This is a genomic window from Cryobacterium flavum, from assembly GCF_900103805.1.
GTDB classification, from domain to species: Bacteria; Actinomycetota; Actinomycetes; order Actinomycetales; family Microbacteriaceae; genus Cryobacterium; species Cryobacterium flavum.
Genome location: NZ_FNIB01000012.1, coordinates 54081 through 79343, shown reverse-complemented (window position 1 = coordinate 79343; position 25263 = coordinate 54081). Strand labels below are relative to the sequence as shown.

The following is a 25263-nucleotide window of genomic DNA, read 5'->3' as shown; positions in this document are numbered from 1 at the left end:
GTTGCCCGTCTCGGACACTTGTCCGAAAAGTGTTAGTATACTTGAATGACTTCGTTGACTGCGCCCGCCCCGCAGGCGGCAGTGCAGCCAATTCTGCAGCCAGACGAGTCGAAGCACGACCCGCGCGCTGAACGCACCCGGCAACTCATTCTCACGGCGATCCGCACGCTGATCGCTCAGCCGGCGGCATCCGTTTCGGTGGCCGAGATCGTGCGCCTGGCCGGGATCAGCCGCAGCTCCTTCTATGCGCACTTCAACAGCCTCGACGTGCTCGCCGCCGAACTGCTGCAGGCGCAGTTCGCCGACATCGGCTCGGCCGGGCTCGATCTGCCGCGGCCGCGCACCGGCGAGAACGCGTCACGCCTCGGCTATGCCCGACTCGTCGCCCATATGGTCGAGAATTTTCCCCTGTACGCGAGCGTGCTCGAACTGCCGTTGACGCGCAGCGCGCACGACCAGATCATCGAGGCCTACGCCACCCGCATGCTCGAGTCGGTGCTTGTTTTCGACGACGCCGTCAACGCCGAACTGGTCACGACCTATGTCGCCGGCGGAGCGCTCACCCTGATCGGCGCCTGGATGCGCGGTCACCTCGACGTCTCCGACGACGAACTCGTCGACCAGCTCGTGGCCCTGCTGCCCGGCTGGCTGCTCGAACCCGAAACCTCAAGCGCAACGCCCGTTCGCGTTGCATCACCCACACAACACTGAAGGCGCATTCTATGAAGATTGAAATCGGCGAAACCCTGGTCTACCCGCACCACGGAGCGGTCACCATCACGGCCCTCGCGACCCGCACCATCAAGGGCGTCGAGAAGCAGTTCATGACCCTCAACGTGCACACCAGCGCGCTGACCATTCAGCTGCCGGTCGACAACGTCGAGCTCGTCGGCGTGCGCGACGTCATCGACGCCGCCGGCGTAAGCGCCGTCTACGAAATTCTGCAGAACGCCTTCACCGAGGAGCCGGGCAACTGGTCACGCCGCTACAAGGCCAACCAGGAGAAGATGGCCAGCGGCAGCGTCTACCGGGTGAGCGAGGTCGTACGCGACCTGTGGCGTCGCGACCAGGACAAGGGTGTCTCCGCCGGCGAAAAGCGGATGCTTGAAAAGGCCCGCCAGATCCTCGTCTCCGAACTTGCTCTGGCCCAGGGCCTGACCGACCAGGAAGCCGGCGACCTGCTGCTCATCGAGATTCAGAACTACGTCGTCAGCGACGAGCCCGTCGAGGTCTCCGTCTAGCCTGCCTTTCGCATCCGCTTGACCGCGCCCGATCCTGGTGGGCGCTACGGTAACGGTCGTAGCGCGCACCCGTATCGGGCGCGGTCGTGCGCCAAACGCTAGACCAGTGCGGCGCAGAGCAGCAATGCTGGCCAGGAAGCAACGAGCACGGCGGCCAGGTAGACCAGGTTGCGCCGTGTGAGGGTGATGCTGTCGATACCGTACCGCGCACTAAGCAGCATGGTCAATCCGGTGACTGGGCCGACCGCGGTCGACACTCCCCAGCCGATGCACGCGGCCAGCACGAACAAAGTGGGGTCGGGCGACAGGGGCTGCACGAGCGCCGCGACGATCGCAACCGACACCACCGGGTGCACCCCCACGATCGCGCACAGAATCATCGCGAGCATCATGGCCCAGGCCACGGGAACGGTGAACTCGGTCACCGGCAGCTGCAGGTCGAACAGGGGAAACAGCATCCGCAGGCCGACGGCGAGCACCCCGGCGGAGGCGAACAGCGTGACCTCACCGCGCAGCTGCGGCAGGTCGTGCCGGGCGTGGCGCGCCAGCGCGCGCAGGGCGCCACGCCCGTTCATGATCAGCAAGCCGATCAGGGTGACGCCGAGGCCGGCGAGCAGCACGATCCGCGGCACCGGAACCGTGGGAACCAGCTGGTGCGCCAGCACCACCAGGGCCACGAGGGCGAGCGGCACGCGAATGAGCTCCCAGCTGAGCGTATAGCCGGTGTACGCGGGCAGTTCGCGGCCGAAGAGGTGGAAGATGTCCCAGACGCTCAGGCCGATGGTGACGAGCGCGAGCCCCAGCCCCACCAGCACCAGCACCAGTGAATTCGCGCCGGGAACGAGCGTGGTCGCTGCCGCGGCGGCCGCCCAGAACGGCGACCAGTACGCAGCGGTCGAGTAGGCCCGGGAGATCAGCGCCGCATCGGCGAGCCGCAGGCTGGAGCGACCGCGCAGGTGGTCGCCGACAATGCCGACCGCACCGATGTTGATGATCGCGCCGAGCGCGTGCGTGGCCAGTGCGGTGCGCACGACGGCGAGTCGGCCGTGCAGCCGGGTGCGGGTGATCGGCGAGGTCGGTGTGACCAGTCGCAGAAACGACACAGCGGCGAGCATGCCGATCAGGTCCTGGTTGACCAGGAACAGGTCGCGGCCCACGATCTGTCCGCCCAAAACCAGACCGACCACAACGGATGCGATCCCCACACCGATCAGCACCCCCGCAATGATGCGCTGGGTGCGGTTGACCAGCGTTAGCCCCACCGCCGCGGCAGCGATGGTGAACCCGCCGGCGACGAGTGTCGCATCGGGCAGCGCCACCGAGAGCCCCACGGTCAGGATGATGCCGGAAAGGAGCAGCGCGTAGAGCAGTCGCACTCGTGCCCCCTGAATCGTTGACAGTGTCCGCGGTCGGACACTCTTTCCTATCCAACCAGTCTCTGAACACGTCGTGATGCGGTGGTGGCAAAGGTATCTACTAACCATAACAAGGGTATATCATGCGGCACACATGCTCGTTAGTGTACAGATCAGCGAACCGCACAGAGTTGAATTGTCGTCTTCTCTGCGCCGGCATCCGTCGTCATAGTGCCCACAGCCGCATTCGACCATGGGCGGATTCTTTCTGAAAGTGGTTCCACATGAATGTGTCCGGTCCGGACCGTCCGCCGACCATGATCAGACAACCGGATGCCCACGCCCGCCCCGCCAGCCAGGGCTCGCGCTACGCCCAGTCTCTGCGCGCCGTCACCCCGGTGATGCGCCGCACAGGGCTATTGATCGTACTCGCGCTCGGATCCACTCTGGGCACGCCGGCGTTCGCCATGGAGTCGCTGCAGGGAAGCGCGACCACAATGACGGTGACCGAGCAGTTTCCGAGCCAGGCGCGGGTGGGTCTCCGGATGGGCTTCACTATCACTCTGGACGCTGTCGAGCCCACCGGTACCATCGAGGTCTACACCGGCGCCACCTTGTTGGCGACGACCGACGCCCGAGACCGGGCGTGGACCTCCGTGCCCACAGAAACTCTTCTTCCCGGCTGCGTACCCTTGCGCTTCGTCTATGTATCGACCGGTGATTTCGAGGGGGCGGAGGCGACCATCAGTGTCGAGTTGCACATGGCATCCACTCGCGTCACCATCACGGCCAGGCGTCCGTAGAACGCCGGAGTTTGCGAGCGTGGTGAAGTTGAATGGAGAAGCGTCGGGGGTCTCCCTTCTCCTAGTCTTGCGGGGCGGCGTTCGCCTTGCGGATGCGCCGGCCGTCGGCGACGGTCTGCATCTCCTTCAGGGCGGCCTTTTGGCTCTTCTTCGTGCCGCGCGGCGGCAGCTGAATGTTCTGTTCGGCGGTAATTCCCGCCTGCAGCTGGCGCCCGCGTTCGAGTTCGGCGTCGAATTCAGCCCCGAACAGCAGGGCGAGGTTGGTCAGCCAGAGCCAGAGCAGAAAGATCACGATGCCGGCCAGCGAACCGTAGGTCTTGGCGTAGTTCGAGAACGTCGTGACGTAGAACCCGAACCCCAGCGAGGCAACGACGATAGCCACCAGGGCCACGAGCGCGCCGAGCGACATCCAGCGAAACTTCGGCTGCCGCACGTTCGGCGTGAAGTAGTACAGCACCGCGATCAGCAACACGACGGCCGCCGCGAGCACCGGCCACTTGGCAATGGACCAGACCACCTGCACGGTCTGGCCGAGGCCGAGGGCCGCGCCCACGGCATCCGTTATGGGTCCCGAAATGGCCAGGATCAGCACGACGACGAGCAGCAGGGCGATCCCGATCACGGTCACGAGCAGCTGGGTGGGCTTGAGCTTCAAGAATGACCGACCCTCGTCGATCTCGTAGATGCGGTTCATAGCCCGGCTGAAAGCACCCACATAACCGGATGCCGACCAGATCGCGACCGCGATTCCCGCCACCAGCGCGAACCCGGCCGACGGCGACGTGCTGAACTGTTCGATCGGCCCGCGAATGACATCGAGGGCATCGCCGGGAGCGACCGAGGCGAGAATCGTCAGCAGGGTATCGGCCGACTGCTTGCCCTGCCCGAAAACCCCGAGCAGCGAAACCAGGGCGATCAGCGCCGGAAAGAGCGACAGCACGGCGTAGTAGGTGAGCGACGCCGCGATATCGGTGCACTGATCGGTGCCGAATTCACCCAGCGTGCGTTTGACGACGTACTTCCACGACGTCTTCGTGACGTCGGTCGGCGAGTCGGGCTTGCGGGCGTCGTCGGGCGCTGGCGCGTCGGCGAGGTCCTGGCTCTGGCCTTCGTCCACCATGAAAATCTCCTGCTCGGGTCGAGTGAGGCCGGGGGTCGCGATCCCGGCGCTGAAAATGTACTGCGTTCTCACTGATCTGGCGCTGGGTTGGCTGCCAGAAAGTGTCGATTCCTATAACGGATGCTGCGGCTCGGGCGAGCCGCAGCCTCCGTTTGATGACTCAGTATCGTCAATCAGTAGAGATCGGAGTCGCTCTTGTGCTTCGCAGTCGCGGCGTCATCATGTGCCGTCTCGGTAACCGTTTCCTTCGCCGACGCAGCTTCATCCTTCACATCGCTGGCCGGAACCAGTGACGCGGCCAGCCAGCCGATACCGAACGCGATGAGTTCGACGGCCATAGGGTTTCCCTTGGCCTTGTTCGCGGCCTGGTGCGGCAGATCACCGATGGTGTGGGTCGCCGAAGACACAGCATCGCCGGTCTGCGTGGCCGCGCCCATGACGCGTTCCGATACTGAACCGAAGGCGGACTTCACTTTGTCGGTCTGGCGCTGAATGATTTTGGACGGTGTCACTTTGTCGGCGAGGGCGTCGACATCGCCGCCGAGCTCCCGCCGGGTGCGCTCAATATCAGACCGGATCTGATCGGGGGTTCGGTCGGTGTCGGTCATCGGTTTTCCTCATTTCGTTTCAGTATGTCGGGAATTTTCTTAAGGGAATTAACGGTGCGCGGCGCACCCTTGACTGCTTTCAATTCCTTGCGGCCGATCAGGAACAGTACGAGCCCGATGATCGCCCAGAGGCCGGCCACGAGAAGCCCGGACCAGCCGTTACCGACCAGGTAGCCAAGAGCCCACCAGAGTGCGATCGACAGGAATAGAACAGCCATGATGGCGGCGTAGCCGGCTCCACCCAGCATTCCGGCACCTTTACCGGCCCGGGTGGCCGTTTGGCGAAGCTCGGCCTTGGCCAGTTCGAGTTCCTGACGCATGAGCGTAGAGAGATCACGTGTGACTTCTCCCAGCAGATCTCCCAGCGACGTTTCCGCCGCTTTTTGCTCTGACGGACTATGCAGGTCGGTCATCGTTCCCGAACCGCCAGATCGAGGTCGTCACCGAGGAGACCCGGCTGGCCATCTGGGTCAGTTCGTCGCTGATCGAGCGCAGGCCTTCAGCAACTCTCGCCTGCTGTTCGCCGGCCTGCTCCGTAAGTTGGCTGCGGGCATCCGTGAGCAGGTCCTTCGTCTGTTTCTTGGTCTCGGCGGCGACTTTTCCGACTTCATCCTTCGTGACGTCGGCGACTTCACTGGCTGCGTGCGCGGCGGTGTCGCCCACGTTCGCGGCCTGATCGGCGGCGACGTTCGCGGTGTGCGAAGCGGCGTCCTTCGCGGGTGAAGACGTATCCGCACCGGATAGGGCTAGTCTTTGAAGTCGTCCTTGACGTCTTCACCAACCTTCTTAGCGCTCGCGGCAGTCTGGTCGGCACGGCCTTGGGCGACCTTGGCGTCGTCGTTGGTGGCCTTGCCGACGGCCTCGGTGGCCTTGCCCTTGAGGTCCTACGCGGCGTTCTTGATCTTGTCGGCTGCACTCATGGTGTTCTCTCTTTCGTGTGGTGTTTCCGGGGAACGTTCGGTGCGGGGTGCGCCGAACGCGAGTTGGGGGATCGCCGATCAGCGGATGCGGGTGCTGCGACTGGTGCGCACCCGAAAGCCGCCGCTGATCTGCAGCAGTGCCGGGATGCGCAGCCCGAGCAGCTCGTCGAGGGCGATAAGGGACTGTTCGACGATGCGCACGACGTCGGTCGGGGACGTGCCGCGGCGACAGGTCACCGAGACCTTGAGCACTGCCTCTCCCACCACCTGGTAGGTGGAGACGCGCGTTGACAGAAATTCGGGGTGCTCACCGAGCGCTTGTTGCAGTGACTGCTCGGCGACGGCGGAATCGACCTGGGTGGCGCCCCAATCGGTTGTCTGCTCGCTGACCAACCGGCCGGAGTGGCCGCCGCCCTGCCGCAGTATGAAACGAAGCAGCAGGCCCACGACCGCCAGCAGCAGAGCGAGGGCGACGATCCAGAGCCAGCTGTGCGTGCTTGTACCCAGCGGCGTGGCCTGGAGCCAGCTGGCGACGTTCGCACGGGTGGCGTCGGAAATGGCGCGCCAGGCATCCTGCACAGCGGTCTGGGACGCGAGCAGACCGAGCAGGCCGGCCACGGCGAGCAGCAGCAGGCCGGTCAGGAGTAGAAGGCTGCGGTTGAGCGCTCGATTGGTGTTGTTCACGCTCCGACCTTTCCGCCGACGGCCACCACGACCCGCGTCTGTAACGCCGGGCGCAACTGCAGCCCGTCGAGCTGATCGCGCACCGCCGTGAGTACAGTGTCGCGGTGCACGGCCTGGCCCGAGGCGGGCACCAGGTGCACCGTGGCGAGGCGGCGCGAGATATTCACACGGGTGTTGTCCGGATCGATCCCGCCCGTGCGAGCGGCGCGCCCCGCGAGAGCGGATGCGATGACCTCGTCATCGACGATGGTCACCGCCCGCTCGGAAACCATCACGTGCCGGGCCCTGCGTCCGGGCGAGAGTGCCAGGACCAGCAAGACGAGGCCGACCAGCGCGCAGCCGACGGCGGTTCCGATGAGCAGTGGCAGGGGTGCGCTCGACGCGGACGCCACGCCGTCGGCCAGATCGGCCGGCGCCGTCAGCAGCGCTGGCTGATCTGTCAGCCGCAGCACGATCTCCGTGCCTAGCCAGGCGCACAGCAGGATGACCACGATCGCCGCTGAGATGGCTGCGGCAGCCCGCGGCGAGTGCAGTTCGCGACGACGGATGCGCCCGTAAGTAGCCGATGTCGACGCACTCATCGCACGCGCCGTTCGCGAGCGACATCCGTCCCGTTCACACGCACGGTAACCCGACCGATGTCGGCACCGGTGAGCTCGCCGACGCGGCGTCGAATGTCGGTCTGCGATTGCGCGGATCGAGCCAGGATGGTTCCCCCGGTACGAGTGATGAGGGCCGCTTCGCTCGTGACACGCTGCAGGGAAACCACGCGGATTGAGGTGCTGACCGTGAGCGCGAGCATCCCATGGTCGTCGCCGAGTTCGACGCCGACCTGATTGGGCGTCACGCCGAGCGACTCCGCAGTAACCATGGACACGATCTGCCGCAACGCCCGCGGCACGATGCGGGTTCGACCACGGCTTGTGGCCGCCGGCAGTGCGGCATTCGCTGGTTCCATGGGAGTGTCACTGGGGATACCTTCGCCGAGAAACCAGCCCGGGGAGTCTGTCGTCACGCTCACGACGATGAGCGCTTTCCCTGAAAGGCTCCGATCAGTGAGCTCACGTCGAGACGGCCGTCAACCACGCGGCCAAGGAGCGCGCCGACCAGTATCGCCAGGCCCACGAACAGAAATACCCAAAAGCCCAGAATCACCCAGGTTAGCGCGAGAACCGCACCGACCAGCATTCCTGTTCGGGTTGCGCTAGTCACCGCAGTGCGGCTTTGCTCGGCTCAGCGTCGGCGGCGTCGTCGCTGGGCAGGTTAATATCGACGATCGTCACGTTGACCTCGGTAACTTCGAGTCCGACCAGGTCTTCAATGGCCCGAATGACACTCGAGCGAATGTCGTTGGCCACCTGCTGCAGCTGCACGGGGTACTCGGCGACGATCGTCACGTCTACGGCGACTTGCGTTTCGCCCACCTCCACCGAGATGCCCTGGCTCACGTCGGTGTTGTTCATCGCCTCACGAATTGCGCCGAGGGCTCGGGCCGCACCGCCACCGAGGGCGTGCACGCCGGTGACCTCGCGCGCGGCGATTCCAGCGACCTTGGCCACGACTCCATCATTGATCACGGTCTTTCCCGTGCCGGTGAGCGGCTCGCCGGCTAGAGCTGTGCCGGTCGGCGCACTGCTGCGGGGAGACTTGCTGGCGGAGGCGTTGCCGTTGGTGTCGATGAGGTCCATGATGTTGCTCCTTCATGTCGGGCCGTCGGATCAGACCGAAAGCGGATTATTACCTGTAGGACGAAACTTGTGACATATTCGTCACGCGAAGATGAGAAATATTTAGCCTCAGAGGAGGGACAATGCCCGGCTCTCTGCGTGAGCAGGTCGCGTCGCCGCTCGCATCAGCGTCGGATCAGATGCTTGCCGACCGAGCCGCCGACGGCGACCTGCGGGCCTTCGAGGTGCTGGTACGGCGGTACGGCCCGCTCATGCGGGTCTACGCGACGCGGGTGCTCGGCTCCAACGACGAGACCGATGACGTGGTGCAGGAGGCGTTCATCACGGCCTGGCAGCAGCTCGGCACGCTCGAGGACGGCAGCGCGGTGAAGAGCTGGCTGATGCGCATCGTTAGCCGCAAGAGCATCGATCGGGTGCGCGCGCGCCGTCAGCACGTCAACATCGACGACGCGGATGTCCCGGCGCCCGACGAGCACGCCCCGCACGTTCTCGCCGAGACCGAATCGCAGACCGAGGCTCTCGCCCGAGTGCTGGCCACCCTCCCCGAAGACCAGCGCCGCTGCTGGACTCTGCGGGAACTCGCCGAGTACAGCTACGGTGATATCGCGGCCGAGTTGGGCCTGCCGCTCTCGACCGTGCGCGGATTGCTGGCCCGTGCCCGAAAAACCCTGCTTCGCGAGATGGAGGAATGGCGATGACCGAACTGACGCCGGCAAACAGGCGCTTCCTCGCATTCGACCTCGGTGATACCGAGCGGGAACAGGCCGGGCTCAACGGCCAGACCATCGAGCAGCTCAGCGACTACTTGGATCGCGACCGAACGCCAGCCGACCCGAGTATCGACGATTCGCCGGAGTGTGAGATTGCCCTGCGTGGTCTCGAACGCTTGCGCCGGGCCCAACGGCTACTGCTCAAGCTAGACCTCGAACGTGAATCGCGGCGGGACGACAGCTGGGTGTCGGCCATTCTCGACAACATCACCCTGGAAGCTCACGCCGGCCGGGATATTCCGCTGACCCATCCTGTCCCGACCGCGCGGCTGGTCGTGACGGAAGGCGCCGTGCGCGGCATTCTGCGAGAGTCCGGCGACCGTATGCAGAACGTGTTCGTAGGCCGGTGTGTGCTGGTCGGCGACGTCAACGTACCCGGCACGCCGATCGTCATCGAGGTCGATGTGACCGTATTCCCGGGGGAGAAAATTCCGCTGCTCGCCGATCAACTGCGCCATGCGATGTACGCCGCGCTCGGCAAATACACGGAACTTGTCGTGACGGCCATCGACATCACGGTGAGTGACCTGCAGCCCCTGCCCGATGCATCCGCTCAAGAAAAGGAGCACTGATGACCACGGTTATTCCGTTCACCGACCAGCTTGACGCGCTGGTACGCCAGGTTCCGGGGGTCGACGCGCTGTACCCGGCTCGGTCGATCGTGGCCACAGTACTCACCACCGCCCTCGATGCGGTGGCACACCACGCGCCCGCCGCGCCGCTGGTGTACACGGTTGCGCAGTCCGATGGCGTGCGGGTCACGGCGAAGATCGGCATTGGGGCCGCCGAGTCCTCGGCTGATGTCAGTGGGCGGGTACACGACGCCATCGCCGAGCACCTGCGGCAGGTGGGCAACCCGACGGTCGCGCAGATCGCCGTAATCGTGGCCCGGATCGGTTGAGCGTCTAGCCGATCGGGGTCAGCCGTGCTAGCTTGCCCCGATGAAGCAGAGAGAGATGTTCCTTCAAGCGGATGCCGCGCTGCGCTCCGTCGTAGACCAGATCACTCCCGCGCAGCTCGACCTGCCGGCACCGGCCGAGTGGTCACGCAAGTCGAATCCGACGCTGCGCGACATGCTCGCCTTGCACGCCGAGGACGAAGCCTGGCTGCCCGCGGTGCTGGAAGGCCGCACGATCGAGGAGGTCGGCGACACCTATAAGGGCGACCTGCTCGGTGACGATCCGATCGGCAATTACGACCGCCTCAAAGAATCGGCGACGAAAGTAGCCAACGGCGACCTCGACCCCGACAAGGTCGTACACCTGAGCTACGGCGACTATTCTCTCGGCGAAGCTCTGCAGCACACCGCCCTCTACCGGGCCTTCCAGGCCTGGAGCATCGCCAAGCACATCGGTCTCGACTACTCGCTGCCCGACGTGCTGGTCGAAAACCTCTGGGAGCAGATCGCGCCCGACATCGAAATGTGGCGGGGTTTCGGCGTTTTTCCGCCCGAGGTGGCGGTGCCGGAGGGCGCGAATCGCGAGGTGCAGTTGCTCGGCAAGGTCGGCTACTGGCGCGCCTGAACTACTCTGGCGCGACTCCGTTGTAGAAGTGCTCGAACACCATGCTCGTTCTGGTGGAGGCGACTGCGGGGTTGGCGGAGAGGTTCTCCAGCACGAAATCGCGCACATCGTCGGTGTCCCGTGCCGACAGGTGAATGATAAAGTCCTCGGAGCCGCCGAGGAAAAACAGCTGCACCACGCGGGGCATCACCCGAATCGAATCGCGAAACGCGGGAATGTGGGTGCGGGCGCCCGCGCGAATGCTCACACTGATGAGCGCCTGCAGGCCGAGACCGATCGACTTCGGGTCGACCATGGCCGTGAAGCCGGTGACGATTCCGCGGCTGACCAGGGAACGCACCCGGGACACACAGGTGGACTCGGCGATGCCGGCGGCGCTGGCGAGCCGGCTGTTGGTGGTGCGGGAATCGGCCTGCAGTGCCGCGACCAGAATGCGGTCGATTTCGTCGAGGGTCTCGGTGACCCGAATCCTCTTCGTTTCTGCCATCGCACATCTCCAACTAGCCGCATATTTCGTGGAATATTCTTGAAGTCTGGCAGATTCTACGGATTTTACCTAGCGGGAACGAATCAATAGCAGTCTTACCTCTATCAAAGCCGAGTCGTTCGGCAGAAGTAACCGAGACGGAGCACTTATGTTGGTCGGCATTCCCACTGAGATCAAGAACAACGAGAACCGCGTTGCGATCACCCCGGCCGGCGTCAACGAGCTCACCCGTCGCGGCCACGACGTCATCATCGAGAAGGGCGCCGGACTGGGCTCGAGCATCACCGATGATGCTTTTCGCCTCGCCGGGGCATCCATTGTCGACACCGCCGCCGAAGTGTGGGCCGCGGCCGAACTGCTCCTGAAGGTCAAGGAGCCCATTGCTAGCGAATACCCGCTGATGCGTCAGGGCCAGGTGCTGTTCACCTATCTGCACCTCGCGGCATCCGCTGAGTGCACCGACGCGCTGATCAAGTCGGGCACGACCGCGATCGCGTACGAGACCGTGCAGTTACCCGACCGCAGCCTGCCGCTGCTCTCGCCGATGAGCGAGGTCGCCGGCCGCCTGTCCGTGCAGGTCGGCGCGTACCACCTGCTGAGCGCCAACGGCGGCAGCGGAATCCTGCTCGGCGGTGTTCCCGGAACCCCCAAGGCCAAGGTCGTCGTGATCGGCGGCGGTGTCGCGGGCGAGCACGCCGCGGCCAACGCCCTCGGCATGGGCGCCGACGTGACCATCATCGACCTGTCGCTGGCCCGCCTGCGCCAACTCGAGGCCCGCTTCAATGGCGAGATCCAGACGCGCGCGTCGACCCAGTATGAGATCGCCGAGCAGGTGCGCGAGGCCGACCTCGTGATCGGGTCCGTGCTCATTCCGGGCGCGCAGGCACCCAAGCTCGTCACCGACGCCATGGTCGCGTCGATGAAGCCGGGCTCCGTGCTCGTGGACATCGCGATCGACCAGGGCGGCTGCTTCGAGGGCTCGCACGCTACGACCCACGACAACCCCACCTTTGCCGTGCACGACAGCGTCTACTACTGCGTCGCCAATATGCCCGGTGCCGTGCCAGCCACGTCGACCCGCGCGCTGACCAACGCGACCCTGCCCTACGTCGTCGCCCTGGCCCAGAAGGGCTGGAAGAAGGCCATCGCCGAAGACGCTGCCCTGGCCAAGGGCCTCAACGTGCACAACGGACGCATCACCAACGCGCACGTCGCCTCGGCCTTCCACGCCGAGCTGCTGACCGTCGCTGACGCTATCGCCTGACCCGCGTCGTCTGACCCGCGTCACCCGGGCCGACATCCATCAGCGGATGCCGGCCCGTATCGTCCATGCGTCCTGAGGGCCTATTCAGGAAATTAGCCCGAACGTGTCAGGAGGTTGCGGCCATCACTCGGTGCAGCGCGTCGCGCAGGGTCGCCAGGTCGTCGAGGGGAATGTTGAGCGCCTCGACGACCCGCGGCGGAATCGATTCGGCCACCGAACGCAGGTCGACACCACGCTCGGTCAGAGTGATATCGAGCGTGCGTTCGTCGGCCACGCGACGCTGGCGGCGCACGTAGCCCGACGCTTCCAGGCGTTTGAGCAGCGGGGAGAGGGTGGCTGGCTCAAGGCACAGCGTCTGGCCGAGGCCCTTGAGCGTGCGCGGGCTCTGGTCCCAGAGGGCGAGCATCACCAGATATTGCGGATGTGTGAGACCCAGCGGCTCCAGTATGGGACGATACAGCGCAATGACGTTGCGCGAGGCGATCGCGAGCGCGAAGCAGACCTGGTTGTCGAGAGCGAGGGGGTTCTCAAGCGTTGACGATGTCATGGGGGCGTTCCGTTCCGGCTGGTTGTTCTTCCTGCATTTAGTTAGTACACTAACAGTTATGACACACGGTAAGGATTCCCACCCGCGCATCAAGGGACCTGGCGGACTCACGGCTTGGCTCAACGGTCGGCTGTTTCCCATTCTCGGGCCGCCGCCGGTCGGTCCGAGCGGGTCCGATCTGCTGCCGGCAGCGCCCGCGCTCGTGCGCGGCTGCCCGGTCTGCGCCCAGCCGATGGACCAGCACGACATCGACCGCACCGGTGAGCGCACGCAGCTGCACTGCCCGGTCGCCCTGCACTAGCCCCGCCGTACGGAGCCTCCCTCGGCAGTTTGCCCACTAGGCTGGGCCGCAATCACGGGAGGCCAATGACGGCAGATCAGGCTGCGCTCGACCTTGCCATTACCGAGCTGACCGACGGAAGCCAGCGGTGGGCGGTGACCACCCTCGAGGCGCGCGACGAACTGCTGGAGCACACCGGGGCATCCGTTGCGGCGGAGGCCGAGCCCTGGGTGGCTGCGGCCGCCCGGGCCAAGGGCCTCGAGCCCTCGTCGCCGCTCATCGGCGAGGAATGGCTGACCGGACCCTACGGCGTGCTCACCTCCCAGACTGCGCTGGGCCGCACGCTCCGCACGCTCGCCACCGGGCGGAGCCCCCTCGCCAGCCGCACGTTCGGGCGGGCGCCCGACGGCCGGGTCACCGTTGCCGTGCTTCCGCACAACGCGTGGGACGGCCTGTTGCTGCACGGCTTCACGGCCAGGGCGTGGCTTCGACCGGGCGTCTCGGCGGCGCAGGCCCGTGCCCAGGCCGGGCTGGGCCAGCTCACACCGACAGCGCGCAATGGCGTCGGCCTCGTGCTCGGCGCCGGCAATATCTCCTCGATCGCACCCCTCGACGTGCTCTACGAGCTGATCGCGCGCAATCGGGTCTCGATTCTCAAACTCAATCCCACCTTCGACGGTCTGCTGCCCGTCTATCGCGCGGCGCTTGCCCCGCTCATCGACGCGGGACTGCTGCGCATCGTCACCGGCGGCGCCGACGTGGGCGCCTACCTCGCCCGTCACCCCGGCATCAGCCATGTGCACATCACCGGCAGCGCGGCCACACACGATGCGATTGTGTTCGGCGGCTCAAGAACTCCCAGCCTGGGTAAACCGATCAGCAGTGAGCTCGGCGGAGTCTCGCCGATAATCGTGCTGCCCGGCCGCTGGAGCGCACCGTCGTGCGTGGGCCGTTTCGGCCGTTTCCACGCTCGGTGGTGCATGGTGAGTGGGCTCTGCTGCCGAAGCCGCCGTGGTTCGTGTCGGCTCGCAGTGGCACTTTGACCGCCCGCCTGCTGACCGAATTCGCCGCGCGCCCGTCGGTGCGCAGGCTGCCCGGCATTCTCGCTGCCGCGTTTCGAGCCTGAGTGGGTGCAATAGATTGGCAGCACAACCAACAATGCGAGGTTCACGATGACTGGCTGGCGATTGCGCGATTTTCACTCCGACGACCTGGACGGCATTCTGCGCCTGTGGGAAGAACTCAAGGCCTCCGACACGGAGCCGGTCTACGGTCTCTCCGAGGTACTCGCCTCCTGCGAGAAGGACCACGCCGTCGTGGCGGTGCACGGCGATGAGGTCGTCGGTGCCGCCGTCGGCCGGGCCGCCCATGCCCAGGGCTGGATCGTTTTTCTTGCCACCGCCGAGAAATGGCAGAGCCAGGGCATCGGCACGGCCATGCTCGCCGCGCTGGAAGCCCGGATGGCCCCGCACGGCATGACCAAACTCTCGGCGCTCATGCCCGAATCCGAGACCAAGGTGGATGCCTTTCTCAACCGCGGATTCGAAGTGAAGAAGAACCTGCGCTACTTCGAACGGCACATTCCGGTGCAGCGCGAGGAGCTCAAGCTGCTCGCCGAGCTTGGCGGCCGGGTGTTGCCGCGGGACCTCTGGCAGAAGGTCGGCGGCATGGCGCACGAGAAGGAACTGCTCGAGCGCCGGTTGGTCATGCCGCTGGCCAAGCCCGAACTCGCCGAGCAATACGGGGTCTCACCGCCCAAAGCCGTCGTGTTGTTCGGCCCTCCCGGCACCGGAAAGACCACCTTCGCCAAGGCGATCGCCTCCCGCCTGGAGTGGTCGTTCATCGAAGTCTTCCCGTCGCGACTCGCTGCCGACCCGCAGGGGCTCGCGGGAGCACTGCGCGAAACGTTTCTGAAGATCTCCGAGCTCGAACACGCGGTCGTGTTCATCGACGAGGTCGAAGAGATCGCCGCCCAGCGCTCCGGCGAACCGCCGTCGGCCATGCAGGGCGTCACCAACGAGCTGCTCAAGATCATTCCGGCCTTCCGCGAACAGCCCGGTCGCCTGTTGGTCTGTGCGACCAACTTCATTCGCGCGCTCGACTCCGCCTTCCTCCGGCATGGCCGCTTCGACTATGTCGTGCCGATCGGCCTGCCGGATGTCGCCGCTCGCCAGGCCATCTGGGAGCGGTACATTCCTCAAAGCGTGTCCGGCGAGGTCGACCTCGCCGTTCTGGTCGAGAAAAGCGACGGGTTCTCGCCCGCCGACGTCGAGTACGCCGCCCATAGGGCTTCGCAGCACGCGCTCGAGAACGCGCTCTATCGTTCCGGCGACGGGCCCGTCATCAACGGCCCGAGCACCGACGACTATGCCCTGGCGATCTCCGAAACCCGCCGCACCGTGTCCGACGATGTTGCCGCCGAGTTCCTCGAGGACATCGAGCGCCTAGCCCGGCTGTAGCCGGGCGTGCCCGGGCCCACCTCACGAACGCGGGCCCAGTTTTCAGGCTGGAACCGCGTCACCGTAACGGTGAGCCCGAATGGTCAGCGCGCCTTGCGGTGGTAGACCAGCGCGGCCACGAGCGACTGCCAGATGGCGAAGAACTCGACGGCGAGTGACAACAGGCCAAGCGGTTCCAGCCAGTTTCCAATGTCGCCCGTCGCCATCGGCATGCCGACCGTGCGATTGATGACAAAGCCGACGATGACGGCCGCGGACAGCGCAGCGGCGGCGAGGAAGTCGATTCTCGATCCCACGATGAGAACCCGTTCGATCAACACGGCTGCGGCAATGATGATTCCGATGTACGCGAAGGCGAGGTAGGGAGTTTCGGCGAATTTGCTCGGAAGGTCGAGAATGTGAATCGCCCCGATGACGGCGAGCGACAGCGCAACGGTGATCCGGCGCGTGAGCAGGCGCTGGTCGATCAGACGCGCGGTCGTGCTGTCGGGATGAGCTGCAGCGAGCCGCATCCGTTCGTCAGTGGATCGCGTGGCGGTCGTAGTCATAAATACCTCTCCATGGGGTGTCTCCCCGCATGAACACTGACAGGCGTGTGGCCTGCCCGGGCGATTCATCGGCAGTGCATAGGACACTCCGTGGTCGCTGCCAGAAAGAGGCCTCCTTCCTGAGATCTTCACAGGAACAGCGGGTGGCGCGGCCGCAAAACAATGCATCGCCGAACCTCTTATGGGGAAGTGGGTTCGAGATTCGCCCGGGGACGGGGCCTGGGCCCCGACCAAGATTGGGCGGGCGGTTGTCGATGTCGGAGGGGATTACTAGCATGGCATCGAACCTGATTGCACCCCCGATACGGCAAGGATTCCACGTGATCATTGAGGCCCAGGGCCTGACCAAGACCTACCAATCCAAGAGTGGTCCGGTGCACGCGCTCGCCGGGCTCGACCTGCAGGTGCCGCGTGGCACGGTCAAGGCCCTCCTCGGTCCCAACGGTGCCGGAAAAACCACCGTCGTGAAGATGCTCACGACACTGATTCGACCGGATGCCGGCACCGCCGTCATCGACGGAATCGACGTCGTGCGCCACCCCAAATCGGTGCGCCGCATCATCGGGGTCTCCGGCCAGTATGCCGCCGTCGACGAGAACCTCACCGGATTCGAGAACCTGGAGATGGTCGGTCGGCTGTACCACCTGGGCGGCGCGGCTGCCCGCAAACGGGCGCAGGAGCTCATCGACCTGTTCGAGCTCACTGCCGCCGGTAACCGGCCGGTCAAGGGGTTCTCCGGAGGCATGCGTCGTCGCATTGACCTCGCCGGAGCGCTTGTCATCAATCCCAAAGTGCTCTTTCTCGATGAACCGACCACCGGGCTCGACCCGCGCAGCCGAATCGCCCTGTGGGATGTCATCAAGCGTCTCGTCGCCGACGGAACGACGGTGCTGCTGACCACGCAATACCTCGAAGAGGCCGACCAGCTCGCCGATGACATCGTCGTCATCGACGACGGCCGAGTGATCGCCGAGGGCACTTCTGATCAGCTCAAGGCCCAGATCGGTGGACACCGTGTGGTGGTTGCCCTGGTCGACGCCGCCGACAGCGCCGCTGCGCAGGACATCCTGGCCCGGTACGGCTCGGGTGATCCTACGGTCTCCGCCGACGGTCGAGGGGTCGACGTTGCCGTCACCGATGGGCCTACCGCCCTGCAGAGTATGCTCGCCGATTTGCGTGCCGCTGAGATCACCCTGCACGATGCCGGAATGCGCCGTCCCACGCTCGACGACGTTTTCCTCAAGCTCACCGGGCACAAAGCCGATCTCACAGCGAGCGATGACGACTCGGACGGGCCGAAACTCTCGAAACGGGCGCAGGCCAAACGGGACCAGTCGCGCGGGGCGAACGCCGACACGGCAGACCTGGCGGAAGTGAAATGAGCGCCAGGCACGCTTCGGTTCCGGTAGAGTCGCCGATGGCGACCGGCCTCGCCCCGGGTGAATCCCGCGTGGCCACCCTGCCGCCGCTACCGACGTGGAATCCGCTGTCGCTCTGGTACTCCGACGGCTGGACCGTCACCAAGCGCAACCTGATCAAGATCAAGCGGTCGCCCGACATGCTGGTATTCGCCGTGATCCAACCGATCATGTTCGTGCTGCTGTTCAGTCAGGTCTATGGCGGCGCCATCGCCGTGGCGGGCAGCGACTATACGCAATTCCTGATGGCGGGCATCTTTGCCCAGACCGTCGTGTTCGGTGCCACGTTCTCGGGAGCTGCCATGGCGCTCGACCTGAAAGAGGGCATCATCGACCGGTTTCGGAGCCTGCCGATGAACGCATCCGCTGTGCTGATCGGTCGAACCAACGGCGACCTCGTGCTCAACACCATCTCCATGGTGATCATGATGGCAACCGGACTGGCCGTCGGCTGGCGGGTGAACACCTCGCCGCTGGAGGTTCTGGCCGGAGTGGGCCTGCTGCTTCTGTTCGGCTACGCCTTCAGCTGGGTGATGGCGCTGCTCGGCATGAGCGTGAAGAGCCCCGAAGTCATCAACAATGCGTCGTTTCTCATTCTGTTTCCGCTGACCTTCGTCTCGAACGCGTTCGTACCGAGCGAAACCCTGCCCACCCCTCTGCGCCTCTTCGCCGAGTGGAACCCGGTGTCCTCACTCGTGCAGGCGGTGCGCCAGCTCTTCGGCAACCTCGGAACCGCGCCGGTGCCTGATATCTGGACCATGCAGAACCCGATTCTCACCGTTCTTATCGGCATCACCGTGATGTTGCTCGTGTTCGTGCCACTATGCATTCGCAAGTTCGCGTCGATCAGCTCCCGCTGACTGACCTTTCATCGACAAAGGAGTCACCTCATGACCGAACACGCCGTCGGTATCGTCGCCGGATTCAGTGGTTTCGCGGTCTCCGACCTCGACGCCGCGCACACCTTCTATGCCGAAACCCTCGGCCTCGAAGTCTCCGTCGGGGAGATGGGCATGCTGCGTATAGCTCTGCCAGGCGGAGCCACCGTCATCGTCTACCCCAAGCCGGACTTCGTGCCGGCGACCTATACGATCCTGAATTTCGCGGTGACCGATCTTGATGCCACGGTCGACGAACTCACCGAACGCGGCGTAGATTTTCTGCGCTACGACGGCTTTGAGCAGAATGACAAGGGAATTGCCGCCGGCGGCGGACAAGGGCCGGACATCGCATGGTTCACCGACCCGTCCGGCAACATTCTGTCGGTGCTGAAAAACCCCTAGTTCTTCTAGTGCCCGCGGCCCTTGCCCTTGTTGGGATTCTTGGTCGGGCGGGTGCGGCCGGGTGAGCTCTCGGTTCTTTTGCGCACGGCCGGCTTGGCCTTGGCTGCCGCAACTCGGATGGCTTTGGCCGCGGCCTTGGCTTTGTCGGTCTTCTTGGGTTTGCGCGGCGGTTTTCCCGGGCGGCCATCGCTATGCACCGGTGCCTCTTCGGTGTCAGCGGATGCCGCGGCGGCGGCACCGGCATCCGTTCGCGAGCTCTGCCTGGAGCGCCCGCGCACGATGCCGATGAACTCTTCGATGTCGTCGCTGGTCTCGCGGGTGATCCAGGCCAGGGCGATCTGGGTGTCGGCGACCCCCGTCACCGGGCGGGAGACCACGTCTTTGCGACCGTACAGTCGGGCGATCGAGTGCGGAACGATGATGATGCCGACGCCGGCGGCAACCTGCTCCATCGTCTCGTCGAGATCACGCATGGGCGGCAGGGCGCGGCGGGTGCCGTCCCGAATCTCGTCGGCGATATCGCGCCATTCAGGCACGTCGTCCGGGTTCTGAAGCAGGTGTTCACCCGCCAGGTCGGCCAGGAGCACGGTCTCGGCCTGCAGGGTTTCGTGGTCCTTCGACGCGACAACGACCGGAATCTCGTTGTACAGGTTGATGACGCTGAGGTTGGTGTCGTCGATCGGAAGGCGTACCAGACTGACGTCGGCCCGGCCGTCGTGCAGCACCGCGATCTGCTCCGCGGGCTCCGTGCGAAACGCGGAGAGGGGAACGTCGGGGCGGCGGTCATTCCAGATGCGGGTCCATTTGGTGGGGGTGACACCGGCGACGAAGGCGATGGAAAAGCTCACCGGCATCCTTTCTCGTAGTAGTTGAGGGCAGCAGAGGTCGATTTGCCCAAACGAGGGCCCTCTCAGGCTATACGCTTGAACAATGAGTTCCGAGAAGAAGCCCCAGACAATGAAGCCCGCCACGGCGGCCCAGAAACTCGGGATTCTGCCGGGCGCGGCACCGGCCGAGTTCCAGACCGAATTCGTCAGCCGCACCGAGCTGGCCGACCTCATGGCTAACCCGCCGGAATGGCTCACCCTGCTGCGCGCCAACGGCCCGCACCCACGCCAGGTCGTCGCCGCCAAGCTCGGCGTCTCGATCTCCGGCTTGGCCCGCAGTGACATCATCGACCCGCTGACCACCGCTGAGATCGCCGCCCTGCTGCAGCAGCCGCCGGCCTGGCTCGTGTTGGAACGTTCCACCCAGGCCGGCGTGCGCGCCGACCAGATCGCCGTGAAAGACCGCGACGCCCAGCGCGCCGCTAAGAAGGCGCACGTCGAGCGTCAGGCTTCGCAGGAGCAGGCCAAGCGCGACCGCTCCTGACCCGCTGAAAGCGGATGCCGGTGACCGGCATCCGCTTTTCGTGTGTTTAGGCGGTCGGCTCGGCCGCGACTGAGGCGTACTGGGTGCGCAGAAAATTCACCACGTCGCCGAGTTCGGCCTGCGAGATCGAGTGGGGAAGTCCCTCGTAGATGCGCTCGGTGAGGGTGCTGTGGTCGGGCAACCAGGCCTGGGTGCGTTCGATCGCGCTGGGCGGAATCACGCCGTCGGCGGTACCGCGCCCCCAGAACACCGGAAGCGGCTGTTCGGCCAGCTCGGCGTCGCTGATTTGCGGGCCGGTCGCGATGAATCCAGAGAGGTTCACCGCGAAACTGAACCGGTCGGGCGCGGCACGCAATAGTTCGAGCGCCATCGCTCCGCCCTGCGAGAATCCGAGCAGGCCGATCGATGGCGGTTGTTGCGGCAGGGCGTCGAGCCAGTCGAGCACGGCGTTGACCGCGGCGGTGACGGTGGTCGGGTCTGGGCTGCCCGGTTCGCTGATCGGAAACCAGGCCCAGCCGTCGGTGACCGGGAGCGGCGCTGGCAGCGGCGCGCGCAGGGCGGCAATCACCGGTTCGAGCGGCAGGTGCGGGGCCAGCGAGAACAGGTCGCCCTCGTGCGAGCCGTAGCCGTGCATGATGATCAACAACGGGCGGTCAGCCTGGTCGGCGCTGGTCGCCGACCAGAGTACGGCCGAGTTGTCGATGGGGGTGCTGGTGGTCATGGGTCCTCCCGGGTTCGCGGCGCCGTGTCCTCCCATACTTCCATTGCCGCGCCGGTTCTCCACATCGCGTAACGGCTCGAGTGCACGGCCGAGGCCGGCGTAGGACAGAATGGCACTATGAGCGTGCGAACCCCTGACCCAGACCCGGACTGGACGCCGAAGCCCCCCGCGGGAGCCCCGAATACGAATCCGGGCTGGCTGAAAGACGTCGAACTCGCCGAGATTCGCCGCCGGCTCCCAATTCTCTACATCGAGGCCGTGCCCGTGCGGGTCGATGGCCTCGGTCAGGTCGTCGAGGTCGGCGTTTTATTACGCGCTCGTCCTACCGGCGAGATGACGCGCACCCTGGTCTCCGGCCGCGTGCTCTACGGCGAGACCCTACGCGACGCGCTGTTCCGCCACCTCGAAAAAGACCTCGGTCCGATGGCCTTTCCGCAGCTGCCGGCCAGCCCTGTGCCGTTCACGGTCGCCGAATACTTTCCGATGCCGGGCATCACCGCCTACACGGATGACCGCCAGCACGCCGTCTCGCTGGCCTACGTCGTTCCCGTAACCGGCACCTGCGACCCCCGCCAGGACGCGCTCGAAATCACCTGGATGACGCCGGCCGAGGCCGCCTCGCCGGGGGTCTCCGCCGAGATGGAAGGCGGTCGCGGCACCCTGCTGCGCGCGGCCCTGGCCTCCGTGGGTCAGCTGTACTGACCCGCTGAGCGGATGCCGCGCGCGGCATCCGCTTGGTTACTGCTCCAGCGCCGATCCGAGGCCGAGCGTGTTGAGGAACAGGCGTACGTAGCGGTCGACGTCGACGTCGAGGGCTACCTCGGCGGCCTCCCACGCGGTCGCCAGCCCGTGCACGATGTCTTCTCCCGGGTGGATGCGCTTGTCGACCAGCGTCTGTCCGCGCCCGTAGCCGGCGAGCTGCACCCGCAGCGGCAACATCTCGATGGTGAGGGCGCAGGGATCGACGAGGGCACAGAGGGCTCCGGCGTCACCAATGAGGCCCGTGTATTCGGCGTTGCGGCCCGACCCGAGCGCGATCCGGTTGCCGAGTAGTCGACCGACGACCTGGGCGAGGTTGGAGTCGCTCTGCACGAGGGCACCGGCGACATACTCCGGGATCGACACCTGGTTGAACACGTCGAGACCGTACATGAACGTGGGCACGCCGGAGTCGAGCACGATGGCCGCGGCTTCCGGGTCGTGCCAGACGTTGAATTCGGCGACGGCGGTGGCGTTGCCGACCGTGGTGGATCCGCCCATGAACACGATGCGCTCGATGTTGTTCACGACGTCGGGGTACTGCCGCAACAGCAGTGCAAGGTTGGTCTGCGGCGCCAGCCCAACCAGGGTGACCGGGTGCGGGCTGGCCTGGATCAGTCTGTGCATGAGCTCGATCGAACTGATCGTCTCCGGCTGGCGGTCGGTCGGCGGAAGCTGCAGCGTGCCGAGGCCGCTTTCGCCGTGGACATGCGCGGCCGATCGGGCTGGTTCGAGCAAGGGGCGGCGGGCTCCGGCCGCGACCGGAATGTATGGGGCCTCCGCTACGTCGAGAATACGCAGGGTGTTTTCGACGACGCGCTCGAGGGAGGCGTTGCCGGCCACGCAGCTGATGCCGAGCACGTTGATGCCCGGGTGCGCGAGGGCAAACAGAATGGCCAGGGCGTCATCGACCCCGGTATCAACATCGAGGATGACAGGGATCGCCTCGGGGGCTGCGGAAGGACTCATCCGCTCACCCTATTGCTTTGAATATGCCCAAAACCCCCGTTGGGGGCTTTTGGGCTGCATTCGAGCGCTGTACGGCGAACTTTGCACTTGTGAGCGGGACCTAGCGAACCAGACGCACCTCGTGCAGCTTTTCGCCGAGCACCTCCTCATTACGCTCGAGGCCGTCCGCGACGTAGCCGTTGCGGGCGTAGAAGGCGTGCGCCCGGGGGTTGTCGGCGGCGACCCACAGCGACGAGGCACCGGGGTCGACCACGGAATCGAACAGTTGCTGGCCGACACCCGAGCCGTGGTTCGCCTCCAGCAGGTACATGAAAAATAACTCGTGCGGGGTGGGACGGTCACCGTCGCGCGTCGGTCCGCTGCCGGCGAATCCGACGATCTCGCCATCGACAAGGACGACTTTTTGACGGTATTCCGCGCCCTGAGTTGTGAAACGGCGCCAGAGGGCCGCGAGGCGCTGGGGCCGCAGCTGTGATAGGGCGGCCTGGCTGAGCAGGTGATCGTACGTTTCATGCCAGCAGGCGGCGTGTACGCGGCCCAGGCTTTCGGCATCCGCTTCTTCAACGGGTCGAACGACAACTGTGGTGTTCATGATTCGACACTAACCGTGTTTGCGGGTGCCCCGTGACGCGGGGCACGCAAAACGGGCCGGCCTCCGAGGAGACCGACCCGTTTTAGTAGGCGGATGCTGCGGCGGTTTAGCCCTGCGAGCGGCGGGGAGCAGAACGGCCGGCTCCACCCGAGCCGGGTCCGCGAACGAGTCCGCCGACCTGGAGGCTGCCGACGCGGGCTCCGCCGGAGCGGCCGGCGGCCGAACCGGAGCGGGGCGCGCTGGTGGCAGCGCCGGCCGGACGACCGGTGCGCTCACGACGAGCTCCACCGGCGGGAGCCGAGTCGCGGCTGCGGCCGCCGTCGTTGCGGTCAGTGCGAGCGCCGTCGCGGCCTCCGCCGGAGCGGCTGGCGCCGGCATCGCGACCGCCTTCTGAACGGCCACCCTGCGAGCGACCGCCTTCTGAGCGACCGCCCTGTGAACGGCCACCCTGCGAGCGACCGCCCTGTGAACGGCCACCCTGCGACTGGCGCTGTTGCTGCGGCGCTTCGACTCGGGGCGCCGGCTTGACGTAGGCGGCGACATCGCCGACGAGGGCGTCGACGGCGGGGGAGGCGGCATCGACGCGCTGCGGGGTCACCTTGATGGCGGCCTTGCGCAGAAGCGCGTCAGTGTCGCGCTTTTGCTCCGGCAGTACGACGGTGACGACGTCACCGGTGCTGCCGGCCCGGGCGGTACGGCCCGAACGGTGCAGGTACGCCTTGTGCTCGGCCGGCGGGTCAACGTGAATCACGAGTTCGATGTCGTCGACGTGCACGCCGCGAGCGGCGACATCCGTGGCGACGAGAACCTTGACCGTGCCGGCACTGAAGGCGGCGAGGTTACGGTCACGAGCAACCTGCGAGAGGTTTCCGTGCAGGTCGACGGAGGGGATGCCAGCGTCGGTGAGGCTCTTGGCGAGCTTCTTGGCCTGGTGCTTGGTGCGCATGAAGAGGATGCGACGGCCGGAGCCGCTCGCGAGCTTCTGCACGAGCTCCTTCTTCGCGTCAACGCCGGAGACCTCGAACACGTGGTGGGTCATGGCCGAGACGTGGCTGTTGGCCTCGTCGACCGAGTGCATCACCGGGTCGTGCAGAAAGCGCTTGACGATCTTGTCCACGCCGTTGTCCAACGTGGCGGAGAACAGCATGCGCTGGCCGTTGCCGGGGGTCTTGTCGAGGATGCGGGTGACGACCGGAAGAAAGCCGAGGTCGGCCATGTGGTCGGCCTCGTCGAGCACGGTGATCTCGACGGAATCGAGGTTCACGAAACCCTGCTTCATGAGGTCTTCGAGGCGGCCGGGGCAGGCGACGACGATGTCGACGCCGGCCTTGAGCGCGGTGACCTGACGGCCCTGCGAGACGCCGCCGAAGATGGTGGTGGTGTTGAGGCCGTAGGCCTCGGCGAGCGGGGTGATGGCGTTGGTGATCTGCGTGGCGAGCTCGCGAGTCGGCGCGAGAATCAGGCCGAGCGGGCGACCGGGGCGACGCTTGCCGCCGGCGAGGTTGCCACCGAGGCGAGAGACCATCGGGATAGAGAAGGCCAGGGTCTTGCCCGAGCCGGTCTTGCCGCGGCCGAGTACGTCGCGGCCGTTCAAAGTGTCAGGAAGGGTGTCGACCTGAATGGGGAAAGCGGTGTCGATTCCCTGTGAAGAGAGAACCTTGACCAGGGGAGCCGGCACGCCGAGCGTACTGAAAGTTGTAGATAAAGCTGTAGACAAAGTGGTGCCTTTCGGGGCATCAGTCTCCTCGCCCGTTTGTTTACCGCGCAGCGATAATCGAACCAGGAGGATTCACATGGCGAAGGTGCCGAAGGGCACATCCGTTCGCCGTAAGAATGTTTCATTCGAAAAATCA

At 65.6% G+C, this 25263-nt stretch carries 34 protein-coding genes and 1 pseudogene; 16 read left to right on the top strand and 19 right to left on the bottom strand.

Going from position 1 to position 25263, the window contains the following annotated elements; translation table 11 throughout:
• The first annotated feature begins 45 nt into the window (after positions 1 to 45).
• Positions 46 to 711, top strand: a complete 666-nt coding sequence (locus BLS91_RS15720; RefSeq protein WP_092341704.1) for a TetR/AcrR family transcriptional regulator — start codon at positions 46 to 48, stop codon at positions 709 to 711.
• A gap of 11 nt (positions 712 to 722) precedes the next feature.
• Entirely contained in the window at positions 723 to 1241 is a 519-nt protein-coding gene (locus BLS91_RS15715; protein WP_092341703.1) for a CarD family transcriptional regulator, read from the top strand.
• A gap of 98 nt (positions 1242 to 1339) precedes the next feature.
• On the opposite strand, the gene BLS91_RS15710 is transcribed toward BLS91_RS15715, so the two are convergent.
• Entirely contained in the window at positions 1340 to 2617 is a 1278-nt protein-coding gene (locus BLS91_RS15710) for a hypothetical protein (RefSeq protein WP_092341702.1), read from the bottom strand.
• A gap of 296 nt (positions 2618 to 2913) precedes the next feature.
• On the opposite strand from BLS91_RS15710, the gene BLS91_RS15705 reads away from it, so the two are divergent.
• Complete coding sequence (locus BLS91_RS15705; protein WP_092341701.1) at positions 2914 to 3399, top strand: hypothetical protein; 486 nt, start codon at positions 2914 to 2916, stop codon at positions 3397 to 3399.
• A gap of 61 nt (positions 3400 to 3460) precedes the next feature.
• Here BLS91_RS15705 and BLS91_RS15700 read toward each other — a convergent pair whose 3' ends face one another.
• The 10 genes and pseudogenes from BLS91_RS15700 to BLS91_RS15660 all read right to left on the bottom strand — a co-directional run bounded on the left by BLS91_RS15700 (position 3461) and on the right by BLS91_RS15660 (position 8419).
• A complete protein-coding gene (locus BLS91_RS15700; RefSeq protein WP_092341731.1) occupies positions 3461 to 4519 on the bottom strand; it encodes a YihY/virulence factor BrkB family protein in 1059 nt (352 codons plus the stop codon).
• A gap of 173 nt (positions 4520 to 4692) precedes the next feature.
• On the bottom strand, positions 4693 to 5127 hold the full coding sequence (locus BLS91_RS15695) for a DUF3618 domain-containing protein (RefSeq protein WP_092341700.1): 435 nt from the start codon (positions 5125 to 5127) through the stop codon (positions 4693 to 4695).
• The gene (locus BLS91_RS15690; protein WP_092341699.1) at positions 5124 to 5540 is read right to left on the bottom strand and encodes a phage holin family protein; all 417 of its coding nucleotides are present in this window, start codon (positions 5538 to 5540) and stop codon (positions 5124 to 5126) included. Before BLS91_RS15690 ends, BLS91_RS15695 begins: the two co-directional genes overlap by 4 nt.
• The gene (locus BLS91_RS15685; protein ID WP_092341698.1) at positions 5524 to 5790 is read right to left on the bottom strand and encodes a hypothetical protein; all 267 of its coding nucleotides are present in this window, start codon (positions 5788 to 5790) and stop codon (positions 5524 to 5526) included. The genes BLS91_RS15690 and BLS91_RS15685 overlap by 17 nt, the downstream gene beginning before the upstream one ends.
• A gap of 83 nt (positions 5791 to 5873) precedes the next feature.
• A pseudogene (locus BLS91_RS15680) lies at positions 5874 to 6047 on the bottom strand (CsbD family protein).
• 78 nt (positions 6048 to 6125) lie between these two features.
• Complete coding sequence (locus BLS91_RS15675) at positions 6126 to 6731, bottom strand: hypothetical protein (protein ID WP_092341697.1); 606 nt, start codon at positions 6729 to 6731, stop codon at positions 6126 to 6128.
• Positions 6728 to 7312 carry a DUF6286 domain-containing protein gene (locus BLS91_RS15670; protein ID WP_092341696.1) on the bottom strand — a complete coding sequence of 195 codons (585 nt, stop codon included), beginning with the start codon at positions 7310 to 7312 and terminating at the stop codon, positions 6728 to 6730. Before BLS91_RS15670 ends, BLS91_RS15675 begins: the two co-directional genes overlap by 4 nt.
• Positions 7309 to 7746 (bottom strand): hypothetical protein, encoded by a 438-nt coding sequence (locus BLS91_RS15665; protein ID WP_134505366.1) that lies wholly within the window; start codon positions 7744 to 7746, stop codon positions 7309 to 7311. Before BLS91_RS15665 ends, BLS91_RS15670 begins: the two co-directional genes overlap by 4 nt.
• Before the next feature lie 2 nt (positions 7747 to 7748).
• Complete coding sequence (locus tag BLS91_RS19720; RefSeq protein WP_134505367.1) at positions 7749 to 7943, bottom strand: DUF2273 domain-containing protein; 195 nt, start codon at positions 7941 to 7943, stop codon at positions 7749 to 7751.
• Positions 7940 to 8419 carry an Asp23/Gls24 family envelope stress response protein gene (locus BLS91_RS15660; RefSeq protein ID WP_092341694.1) on the bottom strand — a complete coding sequence of 160 codons (480 nt, stop codon included), beginning with the start codon at positions 8417 to 8419 and terminating at the stop codon, positions 7940 to 7942. Before BLS91_RS15660 ends, BLS91_RS19720 begins: the two co-directional genes overlap by 4 nt.
• A 122-nt stretch (positions 8420 to 8541) precedes the next feature.
• Between BLS91_RS15660 and BLS91_RS15655 the strand changes: the two genes are divergently transcribed.
• Genes BLS91_RS15655 through BLS91_RS15640 form a run of 4 tightly spaced genes read left to right on the top strand, consistent with a single transcriptional unit; the run spans position 8542 to position 10712 of the window.
• The gene (locus tag BLS91_RS15655) at positions 8542 to 9117 is read left to right on the top strand and encodes an RNA polymerase sigma factor (protein WP_092341693.1); all 576 of its coding nucleotides are present in this window, start codon (positions 8542 to 8544) and stop codon (positions 9115 to 9117) included.
• Complete coding sequence (locus BLS91_RS15650; protein ID WP_134505368.1) at positions 9114 to 9761, top strand: Asp23/Gls24 family envelope stress response protein; 648 nt, start codon at positions 9114 to 9116, stop codon at positions 9759 to 9761. Before BLS91_RS15655 ends, BLS91_RS15650 begins: the two co-directional genes overlap by 4 nt.
• Complete coding sequence (locus tag BLS91_RS15645; protein WP_092341691.1) at positions 9761 to 10090, top strand: hypothetical protein; 330 nt, start codon at positions 9761 to 9763, stop codon at positions 10088 to 10090. Before BLS91_RS15650 ends, BLS91_RS15645 begins: the two co-directional genes overlap by 1 nt.
• A 40-nt stretch (positions 10091 to 10130) precedes the next feature.
• The gene (locus BLS91_RS15640; RefSeq protein ID WP_092341690.1) at positions 10131 to 10712 is read left to right on the top strand and encodes a hypothetical protein; all 582 of its coding nucleotides are present in this window, start codon (positions 10131 to 10133) and stop codon (positions 10710 to 10712) included.
• Position 10713: 1 nt separating this feature from the next.
• Here BLS91_RS15640 and BLS91_RS15635 read toward each other — a convergent pair whose 3' ends face one another.
• A complete protein-coding gene (locus BLS91_RS15635) occupies positions 10714 to 11199 on the bottom strand; it encodes an Lrp/AsnC family transcriptional regulator (RefSeq protein WP_092341689.1) in 486 nt (161 codons plus the stop codon).
• Between the two features lie 148 nt (positions 11200 to 11347).
• On the opposite strand from BLS91_RS15635, the gene ald reads away from it, so the two are divergent.
• Positions 11348 to 12463: an alanine dehydrogenase gene (gene ald / locus BLS91_RS15630; protein WP_092341688.1), complete on the top strand. Its 1116-nt coding sequence runs from the start codon at positions 11348 to 11350 to the stop codon at positions 12461 to 12463.
• A 106-nt stretch (positions 12464 to 12569) separates the two neighbouring features.
• Here the strand turns inward: ald and BLS91_RS15625 are convergent, their stop codons facing one another.
• The gene (locus tag BLS91_RS15625; RefSeq protein ID WP_092341687.1) at positions 12570 to 13010 is read right to left on the bottom strand and encodes a MarR family winged helix-turn-helix transcriptional regulator; all 441 of its coding nucleotides are present in this window, start codon (positions 13008 to 13010) and stop codon (positions 12570 to 12572) included.
• Between the two features lie 58 nt (positions 13011 to 13068).
• Here BLS91_RS15625 and BLS91_RS15620 point away from each other — a divergent pair, with 58 nt between their 5' ends.
• The 3 genes from BLS91_RS15620 (at position 13069) to BLS91_RS15610 (ending at position 15749) form a co-directional block, all read left to right on the top strand.
• Positions 13069 to 13311 (top strand): hypothetical protein, encoded by a 243-nt coding sequence (locus BLS91_RS15620; RefSeq protein ID WP_092341686.1) that lies wholly within the window; start codon positions 13069 to 13071, stop codon positions 13309 to 13311.
• Between the two features lie 65 nt (positions 13312 to 13376).
• Positions 13377 to 14333, top strand: a complete 957-nt coding sequence (locus tag BLS91_RS15615; RefSeq protein WP_241983197.1) for an aldehyde dehydrogenase family protein — start codon at positions 13377 to 13379, stop codon at positions 14331 to 14333.
• A gap of 129 nt (positions 14334 to 14462) precedes the next feature.
• A complete protein-coding gene (locus tag BLS91_RS15610) occupies positions 14463 to 15749 on the top strand; it encodes an ATP-binding protein (RefSeq protein WP_092341685.1) in 1287 nt (428 codons plus the stop codon).
• A gap of 83 nt (positions 15750 to 15832) precedes the next feature.
• On the opposite strand, the gene BLS91_RS15605 is transcribed toward BLS91_RS15610, so the two are convergent.
• Positions 15833 to 16297 carry a hypothetical protein gene (locus BLS91_RS15605; protein ID WP_092341684.1) on the bottom strand — a complete coding sequence of 155 codons (465 nt, stop codon included), beginning with the start codon at positions 16295 to 16297 and terminating at the stop codon, positions 15833 to 15835.
• 275 nt (positions 16298 to 16572) lie between these two features.
• On the opposite strand from BLS91_RS15605, the gene BLS91_RS15600 reads away from it, so the two are divergent.
• Genes BLS91_RS15600 through BLS91_RS15590 form a run of 3 tightly spaced genes read left to right on the top strand, consistent with a single transcriptional unit; the run spans position 16573 to position 18998 of the window.
• A complete protein-coding gene (locus BLS91_RS15600) occupies positions 16573 to 17679 on the top strand; it encodes an ATP-binding cassette domain-containing protein (protein WP_092341683.1) in 1107 nt (368 codons plus the stop codon).
• Positions 17676 to 18575, top strand: a complete 900-nt coding sequence (locus BLS91_RS15595) for an ABC transporter permease (protein WP_369831284.1) — start codon at positions 17676 to 17678, stop codon at positions 18573 to 18575. Before BLS91_RS15600 ends, BLS91_RS15595 begins: the two co-directional genes overlap by 4 nt.
• Before the next feature lie 30 nt (positions 18576 to 18605).
• Positions 18606 to 18998 (top strand): VOC family protein, encoded by a 393-nt coding sequence (locus BLS91_RS15590; protein WP_092341682.1) that lies wholly within the window; start codon positions 18606 to 18608, stop codon positions 18996 to 18998.
• A 5-nt stretch (positions 18999 to 19003) separates the two neighbouring features.
• On the opposite strand, the gene BLS91_RS15585 is transcribed toward BLS91_RS15590, so the two are convergent.
• Positions 19004 to 19846 (bottom strand): LysR family substrate-binding domain-containing protein, encoded by an 843-nt coding sequence (locus tag BLS91_RS15585; protein WP_158252743.1) that lies wholly within the window; start codon positions 19844 to 19846, stop codon positions 19004 to 19006.
• An 82-nt stretch (positions 19847 to 19928) separates the two neighbouring features.
• On the opposite strand from BLS91_RS15585, the gene BLS91_RS15580 reads away from it, so the two are divergent.
• Positions 19929 to 20369 (top strand): DUF5997 family protein, encoded by a 441-nt coding sequence (locus BLS91_RS15580; protein ID WP_092341680.1) that lies wholly within the window; start codon positions 19929 to 19931, stop codon positions 20367 to 20369.
• Between the two features lie 46 nt (positions 20370 to 20415).
• Here the strand turns inward: BLS91_RS15580 and BLS91_RS15575 are convergent, their stop codons facing one another.
• Complete coding sequence (locus BLS91_RS15575; protein WP_092341679.1) at positions 20416 to 21090, bottom strand: alpha/beta hydrolase; 675 nt, start codon at positions 21088 to 21090, stop codon at positions 20416 to 20418.
• Between the two features lie 117 nt (positions 21091 to 21207).
• On the opposite strand from BLS91_RS15575, the gene BLS91_RS15570 reads away from it, so the two are divergent.
• A complete protein-coding gene (locus BLS91_RS15570) occupies positions 21208 to 21792 on the top strand; it encodes an NUDIX hydrolase family protein (protein WP_092341678.1) in 585 nt (194 codons plus the stop codon).
• 36 nt (positions 21793 to 21828) lie between these two features.
• On the opposite strand, the gene BLS91_RS15565 is transcribed toward BLS91_RS15570, so the two are convergent.
• From BLS91_RS15565 to BLS91_RS15555, 3 genes are all read right to left on the bottom strand, one after another.
• Complete coding sequence (locus tag BLS91_RS15565; RefSeq protein ID WP_092341677.1) at positions 21829 to 22818, bottom strand: nucleoside hydrolase; 990 nt, start codon at positions 22816 to 22818, stop codon at positions 21829 to 21831.
• A 100-nt stretch (positions 22819 to 22918) separates the two neighbouring features.
• The gene (locus BLS91_RS15560; protein WP_092341676.1) at positions 22919 to 23410 is read right to left on the bottom strand and encodes a GNAT family N-acetyltransferase; all 492 of its coding nucleotides are present in this window, start codon (positions 23408 to 23410) and stop codon (positions 22919 to 22921) included.
• 106 nt (positions 23411 to 23516) lie between these two features.
• Positions 23517 to 25127, bottom strand: coding sequence for a DEAD/DEAH box helicase (locus BLS91_RS15555; RefSeq protein WP_092341675.1), 1611 nt, complete (start codon positions 25125 to 25127; stop codon positions 23517 to 23519).
• Positions 25128 to 25263: the final 136 nt, after the last annotated feature.

Coding starts and splice junctions, on each gene's coding strand:
- BLS91_RS15715 (WP_092341703.1), top strand. CDS start 723: ATGAAGATTGAAATCGGCGAAACCCTGGTCTACCCGCACCACGGAGCG.
- BLS91_RS15655 (WP_092341693.1), top strand. CDS start 8,542: ATGCCCGGCTCTCTGCGTGAGCAGGTCGCGTCGCCGCTCGCATCAGCG.
- BLS91_RS15565 (WP_092341677.1), bottom strand. CDS start 22,818: ATGAGTCCTTCCGCAGCCCCCGAGGCGATCCCTGTCATCCTCGATGTT.
- BLS91_RS15660 (WP_092341694.1), bottom strand. CDS start 8,419: ATGGACCTCATCGACACCAACGGCAACGCCTCCGCCAGCAAGTCTCCC.
- BLS91_RS15695 (WP_092341700.1), bottom strand. CDS start 5,127: ATGACCGACACCGACCGAACCCCCGATCAGATCCGGTCTGATATTGAG.
- BLS91_RS15605 (WP_092341684.1), bottom strand. CDS start 16,297: ATGACTACGACCGCCACGCGATCCACTGACGAACGGATGCGGCTCGCT.
- BLS91_RS15575 (WP_092341679.1), bottom strand. CDS start 21,090: ATGACCACCAGCACCCCCATCGACAACTCGGCCGTACTCTGGTCGGCG.
- BLS91_RS15635 (WP_092341689.1), bottom strand. CDS start 11,199: ATGGCAGAAACGAAGAGGATTCGGGTCACCGAGACCCTCGACGAAATC.
- BLS91_RS15560 (WP_092341676.1), bottom strand. CDS start 23,410: ATGAACACCACAGTTGTCGTTCGACCCGTTGAAGAAGCGGATGCCGAA.
- BLS91_RS15690 (WP_092341699.1), bottom strand. CDS start 5,540: ATGACCGACCTGCATAGTCCGTCAGAGCAAAAAGCGGCGGAAACGTCG.
- BLS91_RS15570 (WP_092341678.1), top strand. CDS start 21,208: ATGAGCGTGCGAACCCCTGACCCAGACCCGGACTGGACGCCGAAGCCC.
- ald (WP_092341688.1), top strand. CDS start 11,348: ATGTTGGTCGGCATTCCCACTGAGATCAAGAACAACGAGAACCGCGTT.
- BLS91_RS15620 (WP_092341686.1), top strand. CDS start 13,069: ATGACACACGGTAAGGATTCCCACCCGCGCATCAAGGGACCTGGCGGA.
- BLS91_RS15650 (WP_134505368.1), top strand. CDS start 9,114: ATGACCGAACTGACGCCGGCAAACAGGCGCTTCCTCGCATTCGACCTC.
- BLS91_RS15720 (WP_092341704.1), top strand. CDS start 46: ATGACTTCGTTGACTGCGCCCGCCCCGCAGGCGGCAGTGCAGCCAATT.
- BLS91_RS15595 (WP_369831284.1), top strand. CDS start 17,676: ATGAGCGCCAGGCACGCTTCGGTTCCGGTAGAGTCGCCGATGGCGACC.
- BLS91_RS15670 (WP_092341696.1), bottom strand. CDS start 7,312: ATGAGTGCGTCGACATCGGCTACTTACGGGCGCATCCGTCGTCGCGAA.
- BLS91_RS15600 (WP_092341683.1), top strand. CDS start 16,573: ATGGCATCGAACCTGATTGCACCCCCGATACGGCAAGGATTCCACGTG.
- BLS91_RS15580 (WP_092341680.1), top strand. CDS start 19,929: ATGAGTTCCGAGAAGAAGCCCCAGACAATGAAGCCCGCCACGGCGGCC.
- BLS91_RS15645 (WP_092341691.1), top strand. CDS start 9,761: ATGACCACGGTTATTCCGTTCACCGACCAGCTTGACGCGCTGGTACGC.
- BLS91_RS15615 (WP_241983197.1), top strand. CDS start 13,377: ATGACGGCAGATCAGGCTGCGCTCGACCTTGCCATTACCGAGCTGACC.
- BLS91_RS15610 (WP_092341685.1), top strand. CDS start 14,463: ATGACTGGCTGGCGATTGCGCGATTTTCACTCCGACGACCTGGACGGC.
- BLS91_RS15640 (WP_092341690.1), top strand. CDS start 10,131: ATGAAGCAGAGAGAGATGTTCCTTCAAGCGGATGCCGCGCTGCGCTCC.
- BLS91_RS15705 (WP_092341701.1), top strand. CDS start 2,914: ATGATCAGACAACCGGATGCCCACGCCCGCCCCGCCAGCCAGGGCTCG.
- BLS91_RS15625 (WP_092341687.1), bottom strand. CDS start 13,010: ATGACATCGTCAACGCTTGAGAACCCCCTCGCTCTCGACAACCAGGTC.
- BLS91_RS15700 (WP_092341731.1), bottom strand. CDS start 4,519: ATGGTGGACGAAGGCCAGAGCCAGGACCTCGCCGACGCGCCAGCGCCC.
- BLS91_RS15590 (WP_092341682.1), top strand. CDS start 18,606: ATGACCGAACACGCCGTCGGTATCGTCGCCGGATTCAGTGGTTTCGCG.